This is a genomic window from Thermoflavimicrobium daqui (assembly GCF_003313465.1).
Taxonomy (GTDB): Bacteria; Bacillota; Bacilli; order Thermoactinomycetales; family Thermoactinomycetaceae; genus Thermoflavimicrobium; species Thermoflavimicrobium daqui.
Genome location: NZ_KZ845664.1, coordinates 177940 through 190487 on the forward strand (window position 1 = coordinate 177940; position 12548 = coordinate 190487).

Sequence of the window (12548 nt, forward strand, 5' to 3'; positions counted from 1 at the left end):
TATGGCTAAAACTATAACAAATGAACATAAAAAGGAAGGAACGTTGAATAAACAAAAATGCGAGTGAATCGATTGCTTTCTATAAGTGTTGCATACTCATACGTTGATCCAGAATCCAATATCTAGGAAATAATAAAATCGATGCAGGTTTATGTAAAAATTTGCAGAAATGGTAATCATGAAAATTTGATGGTTCGGAGGAAGGATCTTTGTATGCCAAAACTTATAGCGCTAGTGTCCTTGGAATCGATGGATTTATCGTTGAAGTGGAAGTCGATATTAGCAATGGGTTACCTGTCTTTGAAATTGTAGGACTACCCGACTCAGCAGTAAGAGAAGCAAAAGATCGTGTTCGAGCAGCGATTAAGAATAGCCAAGCTAATTTTCCCTTACAGCGAATTACGACCAATCTAGCACCAGCAGATATCAAAAAAGAAGGTTCAGGTTTTGATCTAGCTATTGCACTGGGTCTTCTCGTAGCTAGCGATCAACTTAAAATAGAAGAAATAAAAGAGACTCTTTTGATTGGAGAACTTGCATTAGATGGAACTCTTCGCCCACTCCATGGCGTATTGCCCATGGTCATGTCAGCCAAAGAGCAGGGATTCAAACAAGTCCTACTACCTTACCCCAATGCGCAAGAAGGAGCTTTAGTCGAAGGGATGAGAGTGATCCCGATCCAGACACTACAGGAAGCGACGCTCTTTTTTCGTAAGGAATGGACCCCCGCATCGATTGAGACAGATATATCTAATGAAACTTCTATGCATACCGTTGATTTTTCTGATGTTCAAGGACAACATCATGTCAAAAGGGCGATGGAAGTGGCAGCAGCAGGTGGGCATAATCTCTTGCTCATTGGACCGCCGGGCTCTGGTAAAACGATGCTAGCACGCAGGATCTCAACAATTCTCCCTCGCATGAGTTTGCAAGAATCACTAGAGGTGACCAAGATCTGTAGTATTGCGGGTTTAACGACCGAACGTGGACGATTGGTGACAGAACGCCCCTTTCGCTCTCCGCATCACACGATCTCACAGGCAGGCCTTATTGGTGGAGGAACCATTCCGAAACCAGGCGAAGTGAGCCTAGCGCATCGAGGGGTATTATTTTTGGATGAGTTACCTGAGTTTTCGAAAACTGCGTTAGAAGTACTCCGACAGCCCTTAGAGGATCGAGAAGTCACCATCGGACGAGCGCGCGCTGTACTAACATACCCCGCTGAATTTGTACTAATAGGATCGATGAATCCTTGTCCTTGTGGATTTTTTGGTTACGATGAAGATCGTGCTTGTACATGTACACCCCGCCAAGTACAGCGCTATCGATCGAAGATATCAGGACCGTTACTTGATCGGATGGATATTCATATCGAAGTACCTCGGGTTGATTATAAAACTTTATCCTCATCGACTACGAGTGAACCATCCGAAACGATTCGTAGGCGGGTTAATCAAGCACGTGCAGCCCAAGCGGAGCGATTTCGTAGTTCAGATACCTTATGTAATGGGTCAATGGGTGCCAATGACATTCGGAAATATTGTAAGTTGGATAAAGAATCACGGGATTTACTAAAACAGTCTTTTGATACTCTCGGCTTAAGCGCTCGTGCCCATGATCGTATCCTTAAGGTAGCGCGAACGATCGCGGATCTCGCTCAAAAAGAACAAGTGGAGCTAGAGCATATCGCCGAGGCAATCCAGTATCGAGCATTGGATCGGAAATTTTGGGAGTAGAGTTTGATACACCTACTTAGGAAACAGTTACTGAAACAAGAATTTAGAGGACATAAGACCAAAGATTAAAATTGGATTGATACTATATAGAGGAAGTAGACCCCTTTGAAGCTATCGATGTCTACTTATTAAACCTAATTTGCCAATAGAACTATGCCTAGAATAGAGCGGCTATTTTTTAAGCTGCTCTATTATTTATGGAAAAATTTAACCATTCGATTTAGAAAAAATACCCCTAACCTTTGAAGGGATTCTTCAATAGATAGGGAATAATATAAATTAAGTAGAACCGATTTGACGAGCACCTCGGTTTGTCAAAAATCCCTGGCGTTGCTCGTAACCCTTGATATATCTAAGCTAAATGGGCTTGAAAGTCCTTGTGTAGCAAGGGGTTGAGGAGTATGCTCTTGAATTGAATCCACTTTGGAATGAAAACACGGACGTATTGTTCCTTCTTTAATAAGGTACTGATCTTGGAAAACATGAATTGAATCCAAGATGGAATTGAAACAAGTAGGAGGATGCCTCCATGAGCTTTTTCCGTCCATGCAACTTTCCATATTTTTCATGGAAGTATACCGCCCATTCGAATTGGTAAGCAATGGAATAGATAAATGTATACTTCTTAGTTAGTTGTATTTGATTAACTATTCAACACTTGATATTTAATTAGCAATAGTATAACCTTTTAGTAAGGAATTCTGTTGCTTTGCGAACACCATGAGCTTCTGGAAAATCCCAAGGGGTGTTCGGAAATGTAAAAGTCCTTGGCATATAAGGGATAAGGGAATTGTCAGACAGCTCTTAGCAACGAAAAATCACCTTAAAAAGCTGAAAAAGGCGTGGTGTTCGGAAATAGATCTATGAGGGCAGTAATACCAAGGACTCTGACGGCCGCTGTATCAATAGAAAACACCTCATTAAGAGGATTGAAAGTTTCAATATTGTGGACTAAAAAGGCTAAGGATATTAATGTATCAATAGAAAACACCTCATTAAGAGGATTGAAAGAGGTTGCCTCTATCTTGAAAGGTAGTAAAGTATCATATGTATCAATAGAAAACACCTCATTAAGAGGATTGAAAGTCTCCAAACTTATCACTATGCCATTTGGCAAAATACAGGTATCAATAGAAAACACCTCATTAAGAGGATTGAAAGTCTATGTGTAATCGTAACAGTTTACACACATGTTAGGTATCAATAGAAAACACCTCATTAAGAGGATTGAAAGTATATTTTGCTTCCACATTAATCGGTATCCGCTATTAGTATCAATAGAAAACACCTCATTAAGAGGATTGAAAGTACTTTCTTTATCTAGTAGATAGGTTCCTTTACTGTATCAATAGAAAACACCTCATTAAGAGGATTGAAAGTAAATACTCTAGATCGTCGATTCGGAATAAACCCTGGTATCAATAGAAAACACCTCATTAAGAGGATTGAAAGTTTGCTGCTTCACTTCCTATTTCAACAACGATCTCGTATCAATAGAAAACACCTCATTAAGAGGATTGAAAGAATGAGTTGGTTCAAAACCCCCCAAGGAGGGGATCAAGTATCAATAGAAAACACCTCATTAAGAGGATTGAAAGTGAAAAATTAACAGGCTTATGCTATGACGAGTCCAGTATCAATAGAAAACACCTCATTAAGAGGATTGAAAGGATGTTCCAAGCTTAATAAACTATCATCTGCTGAAGTATCAATAGAAAACACCTCATTAAGAGGATTGAAAGGGTATAATCAACTAGTAGAGGATTGGAACTACTCATGTATCAATAGAAAACACCTCATTAAGAGGATTGAAAGTAGAAGAAATAAAGAATCTACCAGATAGTAGTATAGATGTATCAATAGAAAACACCTCATTAAGAGGATTGAAAGTTCTTGTCCAAAATCCCATCCCCACAAATCATAATAGTATCAATAGAAAACACCTCATTAAGAGGATTGAAAGTATCCTAAAACTAGCCCCGTCTTGGGGCATTGAAGTATGTATCAATAGAAAACACCTCATTAAGAGGATTGAAAGACTTTGTTTTTAGGGTAAACGGTGCTTTCAATCTTTAGTATCAATAGAAAACACCTCATTAAGAGGATTGAAAGGGGTAAGGCTCACCTGTTATTTTTTGATATTCTTCGGTATCAATAGAAAACACCTCATTAAAAGGATTGAAACGTAAATAAATGGACCTGAAAGCCCTTGTGTGGTAAGGAGTTTAGATGTATATTCTCTTGAATTGAATCCAAAATGGAATTGAAATGACTGCTTTATCACTAAAAAATTGGCTAGCCAGTTTCCTTCAAAGTAATATATAGAAACAATGAAAAACACTTCATATAAGAAAACCAAAACAATCAAATAAAAAAACTAAACCCCATTTGGCTACTTCATCACCAGATGGGGTTTTATATTGTGAAACGGAAGTATTTTATTAAATAAACACATTGAATAGTATCACGTCCTAGCTAACTTTTTTTTGAAAGAGTTTGGTGTACGATCCACTCTGAACAACCTAATGTTTCATGAGCTCTTTCTGACATACCGGACACTGGATCAAGAAGTAGGTTTTACAATATAAAGTGGAAATGGATAAATCATGTGGATGATATTGGAGAGGTGGGAAAGAAGTTTTAGAGATGGATCAATGGTTAAAGTTTTCATTTCATATTGGATACAATACCTCTTAATATAATATTCTCTATTTGACGGATAATTCCTAAATTTGTTTCCTTATGCTAAGTATATGGCAAGCATTCGGGTAAATAGGGAAGAAGAGTTTGCTCCTGTTAAAAATAAAATAGGGCCAGATAGCCCGGATACAGCCCAGAAGTTCATTTTCGATTTACATCATAAATGGTTAATAAAAGATCAAATGATTGAAATTTCTCCTCTCCTTTCTTATACTGGAGAAGGGCTGAATAAAGAATTGTTAAACAGTAATAATAGAGTTCATTGATTATAAAATAAGATATTCATTCTGTGTGGCATAAAGAGCTGGTTGCTTTCATGCTCAGCTGATTGGAATGATTTCCATTGCCTATGGTCTAACCATGATTATATTTACAACACTTATCTAACGAAAGCAATCAATGAACAAAGATTCTTAGCAACTATTGCACCCCTATGGATATTTAGTATGGGTTCTATTTTCATTCATATCTTATATCTGATGTATTTACTTTATTAGTAGTAATAGTAGTAATTATTATATATAGTAAGTGAGGAAGATCATTTTGCATCAATTTTTAGGATATTTAGGCTCTTTTCCTATCCGTTCATATAGTATCATATTCGCTTTGGCCGTCTTATTAGGGTTAGGGGTTACTATTACGCTAGGAAAGCTCCAAAAGAAAGATGAGCTAGTTAAACACCTTTGGAATCTTTTTATTCCCATGATGATCGGAGCGATCATAGGTTCCCGATTCTGGCATGTATTTTTATTTAACTGGAACTATTACTCACAACATCCTAGTGAGATTCTAGCAGTTTGGCAAGGTGGATTATCTATTCAAGGTGGGATTGTGGGGGCAATTATTGTTGCCATCTGGTATGTACGGAAACATCAGATTTCGTTTTGGGAGTTAGCAGACTTGTGTACTCCAGGACTTATATTAGCTCAGAGTATTGGAAGAGATGCCAATCTAATGAATGGAGATGCATTTGGAGATCCAACAGGAGGCGATTTTGGTATTCTTTATCCAGAAGGTACTATTGCACGAGAGACTTTTGGAAATCAACCACTATGGCCTGCCGAAATATGGGAAGGACAAATGGATGTGATCATTTTTGCCATTCTTCTTATTCTTATGCAAAAGAAGTTAAGACCCGGCTATCTCTTCCTCATTTACAACGTTTTATATAATATCGGTCGATTCGCATTGGAAATGCTTCGAGGTGATTCTCCACAGTTTCTATTTGGTTGGACTGCTGCACAATGGACCTCGGTGAGTGTGATTTTCATTTCACTGGTGATTGCTGGATTTCTTCACTTTACTTATGATAAAAGAAATCAAATTACATAGGTGATTGAGTTTTTCATCATACTTTGTATCTATTCTTTGCGAAATGAATACTTGCCCATACGTTCCAGTACATAAAAATCAAGCGGTTGGTATTGACTTATAGCCATCAGTAGCTAAGAGGTTTGTTTTTGTGTTGATTTCAACTGTTAAAACGACACGCTAATTAGCCCAGGGGTAGCTTTACCCTTGGGCTTAATATATTGTGCTACGCGGAGACTAGATGTTTCTCTTATTATAATTATAAAGATGAGGTAGCAGGGCATAACATTATATATAAATACTCTCATGGTTATATAATTAAATAAGTTTTGTTAACGGAAACTAGTAATTTTGAATCGCTGGGTGCTTCCTAATCAATTTATCACGATAAATAGCCGAACATTTAAAAAAGTGTTTTTGATCTAGCAGGAATTACTCGATGGATAGAGAATACTATATAAAAAGTAGAAGGGATTTGCGAGCACGATGAGCTTCGGGAAAATCCCAAGGGGTGTTCGGAAATGCGAAAGTCCTTGGGATATAAGGGTTAAAGTGAATTGTCAGATAGCTCTTAGCGATGAAAAATTGCATGAAAACAACTGAAAAGGTGAGGTGTTCGGAAAAGGGGGTACAATGCAAGTAGTACCAAGGCCTTCAGACATCCGCTATAACAATGGAAAACACCTCTTATAGAGGATTGAAATATAAGTGGATAATATCTTTTCATACTTCATTTTCTATAACAATGGAAAACACCTCTTATAGAGGATTGAAATTTATAGCGCGGGTGCTTGGTCAAGCTGGATCAAGCAATAACAATGGAAAACACCTCTTATAGAGGATTGAAATTGCATTGGACAAAAGTCCCAACACTTTCGAGAAAATAACAATGGAAAACACCTCTTATAGAGGATTGAAATAATTGTAGACCGTGCGAAACGATCCAGTTTAGTAAATAACAATGGAAAACACCTCTTATAGAGGATTGAAACTTGGCAGGGTCTAAGTTATAAGGTGGTTCCATTTGCATAACAAAGGAAAACCCCTCATCAAGAGGATTGAAACGCTTGTTGCAAATAAAAAAAGTAAACAATGGTTACTAAATCGAATAAAAAGCAATAAAACCGCCCTAATAAGGTGGATAAGCTTTGCTTTCTGAGGTTGAATGCCTAGCTTTTGACAGAATGTGCCTTTTCCTTAAACCCATAATCAAAAATACGATGATCATAGAATAGTGGTATTTATTGGATCGTAGAAATGGCGACAACCCGCTAACGACCAACATTCCTCCTTATAGGAAGGGATGTTGGTTTTTCATACTTATTAAGCAAATATTTAGAAATCCACCTCTTAAAGCGGTCCTATTAGCCCGAATAAAAATATTTAGAAAATGCTTGACTGCAAAATTAATAACCACTATTATAAATAGTAAGGAAATTATTTTCCTCTTGCCTTTATCTAAAATAAGAAATGGCGTTTCTTAATAAGAAAAATACGACTCTAAAAAAGCGCATATGAATGGTTATAGGGTTGTATTCTATCAAACAACTGATTAGTCAGATTAGCTAACGATGGACGTAATTAATTCCGTTTACTAGATGTTAGGTAAAATGATACGTAATGGATCAGTCGATATTCAAGGCTATTATGGGCAAGTAAGGATCACCATCGTCTTGATAAGAAATGTTATTTCTTTATAAGAAACAATATGATTTATTTAAGAAACAGCATTTCTTATTAAGGGAATAAGGAGGTAAATCATGGCCCTAAGTGAAAGTAAATTGGCATATTATCAGGAATTAGCGAAAACGATCCGTCAGCATATTGTTCGCATGACTCATCATGCTGGAAGTGGACATCCTGGAGGATCGCTTTCGGCGACAGAGATTTTAACCAACCTCTTTTTTGAACATATGAATGTAGATCCGCAAAACCCAGACTGGGAACACCGTGATTATTTCTTCCTCTCCAAAGGGCATTGTACACCTGTCTATTATTCCGTATTAGCAGAAAAGGGCTTTTTCCCTGTTGAAGAACTACTTACTTTCCGAGATGTAGATGGTCGTTTGCATGGTCATCCTTGTAGCGAACATTGTCCAGGTGTAGATATTTCTTCTGGCTCTTTAGGACAAGGGTTGTCTGTAGCGAATGGTGTTGCCTTGGCTGCAAAGTTAAATGGGACCAATCAGCGCGCCTATGTCATGATTGGGGATGGCGAATTGCAAGAAGGGCAGGTATGGGAAGCGGCGATGACGACTCCTCACTATCAATTAGATAATGTGTGTGCCATCGTCGATTGGAATAAGATCCAGCTAGACGATTATGTAGAGAATGTCAAAGGACTAGGTAATTTGGTAGGAAAATGGCGCGCTTTTGGTTGGCATGTCATCGAAATTGATGGACATGATCTAAATCAAGTGGATCATGCTTTCCATGAAGCCAAGCATGTCAAAGGAAAACCAACTGTTATTCTCGCACATACCATCAAGGGAAAAGGGATTTCTTTTATGGAGAATACAGATAAATGGCACGGATTGGCCCCCAATGATGAAGAACTTGAGCTTGCATTAAAGGAGTTGGTATAAATGGCTTTACGAGCTCCACGTCAGGGATATAGTGATGCTTTAATTCGCTTAGGTGAAAAAGCTGAGAATCTCGTCGTACTTGATGCAGATTGTGCCAAATCAAATCTGACGAATCTCTTTAAAGAAAAGTTTCCAGAGCGATTTTTTAATATTGGGATTTCTGAATGTGATTTAGTAGGGACGGCTGCTGGACTTGCTTTAGCTGGAAAAGTCCCATTTGCCAATGCTTATGCAAACTTTTTAACAGGACGCGCTTTTGATCAAATGCGGATATCGGTTTGTTATGCCAATAACAATGTGAAAGTGATCGGTCATAACGCTGGTACTTCTCCAGCGCAAGAAGGTGCGACTCATTTGCCATTGGAAGATATTTCGTTGATGAGATCGTTACCAAGAATGACCGTTATCGTTCCAGCTGATGCGATCGAGATGAAAAAAGCGGTGGTAGCGGCATATGAACATCATGGTCCTGTTTATCTGCGTGTAGGTAAATTACCTGTTCCGATTGTAACAAAAGAAGAGGATCCATTCGAGATTGGTAAGGCGATTACTTTTAAAGAAGGTTCAGATATCTCTCTAATCAGTACAGGGATGATGCTAGATGAGACACTAAAAGCAGCAGCCATACTAGAAAAAGAAGGACTTCAAGCGGAAGTGATTCATGTGCATACGATTAAGCCGATTGATGTGGATGCGATTACCCGATCGGCTGCCAAAACCAAACGCGTCGTTACGGTGGAAGAGCATTCAATTATCGGTGGATTGGGCAGTGCTGTCGCTGAAGTTTTGGCAGAACACCAACCAACCCCGATGCGCCGTGTCGGAACGCAAGACCGCTTTGGTGTTTCAGGGAAAATGGACGAATTACTTGATTTCTTTGGTTTAAGAGCAGCGAATATTGTAAAGGCGGCTAAAGATTGTTTCGAGGTGATTAAGGTCTCCTAGGAGTGGATGATATGAATGATGTTTCGAAGTTGTGGAAGGATATTCCCCCTCTTTTGAAGATAGTAGGAGCACGTAGACAGATTCAAGATTGGTGGGTTAAGCAGAGACATAAGATCGTTGTGTTAGATGATGATCCGACAGGGGTGCAAACGGTTCATGATGTCTCTGTGATTACGGATTGGAGTAAACAATGGATATTGAAGGCACTTCAGGAAGACAACCACCTCTTTTATATTTTGACTAACACGAGAAGTATGGAACCTGATCAGGCGGAACAGATCAACCGAGAGATTATCTGTCAATTAGTGGAATGTGCACAGGAATTAAAGATTAGCTTTTCAGTGATCAGCCGGAGTGACTCCACTCTTCGAGGGCATTATCCTCTAGAGATCGATGTCATACAGGAAGAGATCGAGCGGAAAAATGGGATGTCAATGGATGGACACTTAATCATTCCTGCTTTTTTCGAAGGAAAACGATATACCATTAGGAATACCCATTACTTACTAGAAGAAGAGACTCTCGTTCCTGTACATGATACAGAATTCGCAAAAGATACCGTATTTGGTTATCAAACAGGAGTTCTTCCGGATTGGATTCAGGAAAAAAGAGGAGCAGTCACAAAAACTCCGATCCATGTCATCTCGTTAGAAGATATTCGACTGGGAGGAATAGATCGCGTATGCAAAATCCTTTGTTCTGTAGAGAATCATGCTCCAATAGTTGTTAATGCTGTTGCTTATGAAGATTTAGAAGTAGTATCCCTTGCACTAATCAATGCTTGGGAACAAGGTAAAAACTTTCTTTATCGAACTGCCGCCTCATTTGTCAAAGCATTTGCCGGACTGGAAGACCGTCCATTACTCACGGGCGAGGAAATGATTAACACAGCGGGGCGAGAGCATGGGGGGTTGATTGTTGTAGGGTCACATACCCGAAAAACAACAGAACAATTGCAGCATCTCGTTCAGGAACAGAAGGTGAACATCGTTGAAATTGACGTTACAAAACTTTTAAATCAAGAGAATCGTCATCAAGAGATAGCTAGGGTTACTGAAGAGATGAATCGTTTTATCAAACAAGGAATCAATACTGTAGTTTATACTTCTCGTGATGTGATTATCGCCCCTGAAAAGCTAAGAAACCTCGATATCAGCCAGACCATCTCCCACAGCCTTTCAACTCTAGTCAATCACTTATCAGTTTCTCCTCAATTTATTATCGCCAAAGGTGGTATTACTTCCAGTGATATTGCTACAGATGGACTTTGTATCAAAAAAGCGAAAGTATTGGGGCAAGTAGTGTCTGGAATTCCTGTTTGGTTTACGGGTTCAGAGTCTCGTTTTCCCTACACTCCATATGTGGTCTTTCCCGGAAATGTAGGTGAACGAGGAACTTTATCAGAGATTGTCGCGAAGATACAAAATATTAAGGAGGGTTCATGATGGCAAAACAAAAAATGTTGGCTGCTGAAGCGATTGCTCTATTGTTGGAGAGAAAAGGGGTAGAGCATGTCTATGGTGTACCTGGGGCAGCGATCCTACCTTTTTATGATGCCATTCGAGAATTAACAGGTATTAAGTCGTATGTGGTTCGTCATGAGCAGACCGGAGCATTCATGGCTGATGGTTACTCTCGGGCTACCGGAAAAGTAGGGGTTTGTGCAGCAACGTCTGGTCCAGGTGGAACAAACCTCTTAACCGGATTATATGGAGCCTATATGGATTCAGTGCCCATGCTCGCTTTTACTGGACAGGTAGCCACCCCACTGATCAATACGATGTCATTTCAAGAAGCCCCTATAACTGAGATGGCTAAACCCGTATGTAAAGCGGTTTATCTGCTCACTGAGCCAGAGCGAGCAGCAGAAGTTGTTCACGAAGCTTGGGAAGTAGCAACGACAGGAAGAAAAGGACCGGTGTTGATTGATTTGCCAGTCGATGTGCAAAAAGTAGAGATCGAAGTAGATTTAGACGAGTTTGTCAGTCAACCCGATATTCTTCCAGAAGCGACGGATGAAGAGATACAGCAAGTGATTCGGCTTTTAAACGCAGCACAGAAGCCAGTTCTCTTGTCTGGAGGAGGGATAAATTTAGCGAATGCGACGGAAGAGCTGAAGGAATTAGCAGAAACATTACAAGTACCTGTTGTCACTGCCTTGATGGGAATTGATACCTTTCCGAATGACCATCCGTTATTTGCTGGTCGGATGGGAACGATGCTTAATACCCCATATGGTAATAAAACGATTTTAGAATCGGATCTGATTATCAACTTAGGAGGTCGCTTTGGCGATCGGAGCATCGGATCTGTGGAAGTATTTAAACGAAATGCGAAGATAGTACATGTGAATTTGGATAAAAAAGAGATTGGTAAATATGTGGAGACAGAGTTAGGAATCGCTGCCGATGTAAAATCCTTTATGGTGAAACTGGCTAAAGCAGCCAAAGAGGCGAGAGACGAAGAGCCGGCGAAGCTTGATCTAACGGTTGAACGGCAGAAACATGCTCGCAAAACGGATTTTGAAGATATACCGATTAAACCACAACGTGCTTTACAAGAACTCAGGGAGTTTTTGGATCGTGATGCTTTTGTCTCTCATGATTGTGGGATTAGTCAGATCTGGTCATGTCAATTGTTTGAGACCTATGTACCCCGTTCCTATCTGATTACAGGTGGTGCTGGTACCATGGGATGGGGGTTAGGAGCTGCGATGGCAGCAAAATTAGCATTTCCTAAGCGGCAGAGTGTGAATGTAGTAGGAGATGGAAGTTTAGGCATGTCCTTACAGGACTTAGCAACTGCCGCCAAATTTGATATCCCTGTGATTGTATTTGTCTTGAATAACGCACTGTTAGGATTGATCCGTCAACAGCAAAACTGGTTCTATGATGAGCGTCGCATTTCTACGGATTTAGTTTACCGAAACGAATTATGTGACAATGAGCTGCGAGGCATCGACTTTGTCAAAACGGCCGAAGGTATGGGAGTGCGTGGTGAGTTGGTCACACATTATAACGATATTAAACCCGCATTACAACGTGCAGTGGAAAGTGGAAAACCATACTTGATCGAAGTGGTTGTCGCTCCAGATGCTATCTGTGGTTTCTCTAATGATGGATCATTAACTGGAATCGACTATAAGCAAAATTAATAGCGAATTCGGCCATAAACAAAGGGTCATTCCTTCAAGCAATGAGCAGATGATTCGTGAAATAGCTTCAATGAATATTTCGATCGTAGATAAAAGGGAGGGAGTCCGGGTTACCGG

At 39.6% G+C, this 12548-nt stretch carries 6 protein-coding genes and 2 CRISPR repeat arrays; all 6 genes read left to right on the plus strand.

Features of this window, described 5'->3' with window-relative positions:
- Positions 1-209 precede the first annotated feature (209 nt).
- Positions 210-1736 (plus strand): YifB family Mg chelatase-like AAA ATPase, encoded by a 1527-nt coding sequence (locus tag DL897_RS04165; RefSeq protein ID WP_113657885.1) that lies wholly within the window; start codon positions 210-212, stop codon positions 1734-1736.
- Between the two features lie 899 nt (positions 1737-2635).
- Positions 2636-3921: direct repeats of the CRISPR family, unit length 37 nt; unit sequence GTATCAATAGAAAACACCTCATTAAGAGGATTGAAAG.
- 1058 nt (positions 3922-4979) lie between these two features.
- Positions 4980-5768: a prolipoprotein diacylglyceryl transferase gene (lgt, locus tag DL897_RS04175; RefSeq protein ID WP_113657887.1), complete on the plus strand. Its 789-nt coding sequence runs from the start codon at positions 4980-4982 to the stop codon at positions 5766-5768.
- Positions 5769-6412: 644 nt separating this feature from the next.
- A CRISPR array of direct repeats spans positions 6413-6739; the repeat unit is 39 nt; unit sequence CTATAACAATGGAAAACACCTCTTATAGAGGATTGAAAT.
- Between the two features lie 768 nt (positions 6740-7507).
- Positions 7508-8332: a transketolase gene (locus tag DL897_RS04180; RefSeq protein ID WP_113657888.1), complete on the plus strand. Its 825-nt coding sequence runs from the start codon at positions 7508-7510 to the stop codon at positions 8330-8332.
- On the plus strand, positions 8333-9277 hold the full coding sequence (locus tag DL897_RS04185) for a transketolase family protein (protein WP_113657889.1): 945 nt from the start codon (positions 8333-8335) through the stop codon (positions 9275-9277).
- A gap of 11 nt (positions 9278-9288) precedes the next feature.
- The gene (locus DL897_RS04190; RefSeq protein ID WP_113657890.1) at positions 9289-10722 is read left to right on the plus strand and encodes a four-carbon acid sugar kinase family protein; all 1434 of its coding nucleotides are present in this window, start codon (positions 9289-9291) and stop codon (positions 10720-10722) included.
- Positions 10722-12431 (plus strand): thiamine pyrophosphate-binding protein, encoded by a 1710-nt coding sequence (locus DL897_RS04195; protein WP_113657891.1) that lies wholly within the window; start codon positions 10722-10724, stop codon positions 12429-12431. Before DL897_RS04190 ends, DL897_RS04195 begins: the two co-directional genes overlap by 1 nt.
- Positions 12432-12548 lie beyond the last annotated feature (117 nt).

What these genes read in the sequence shown, in the direction of transcription:
- DL897_RS04180 (WP_113657888.1), top strand. Translation starts at nt 7,508, where the DNA reads ATGGCCCTAAGTGAAAGTAAATTGGCATATTATCAGGAATTAGCGAAA.
- DL897_RS04185 (WP_113657889.1), top strand. Translation starts at nt 8,333, where the DNA reads ATGGCTTTACGAGCTCCACGTCAGGGATATAGTGATGCTTTAATTCGC.
- DL897_RS04190 (WP_113657890.1), top strand. Translation starts at nt 9,289, where the DNA reads ATGAATGATGTTTCGAAGTTGTGGAAGGATATTCCCCCTCTTTTGAAG.
- DL897_RS04195 (WP_113657891.1), top strand. Translation starts at nt 10,722, where the DNA reads ATGGCAAAACAAAAAATGTTGGCTGCTGAAGCGATTGCTCTATTGTTG.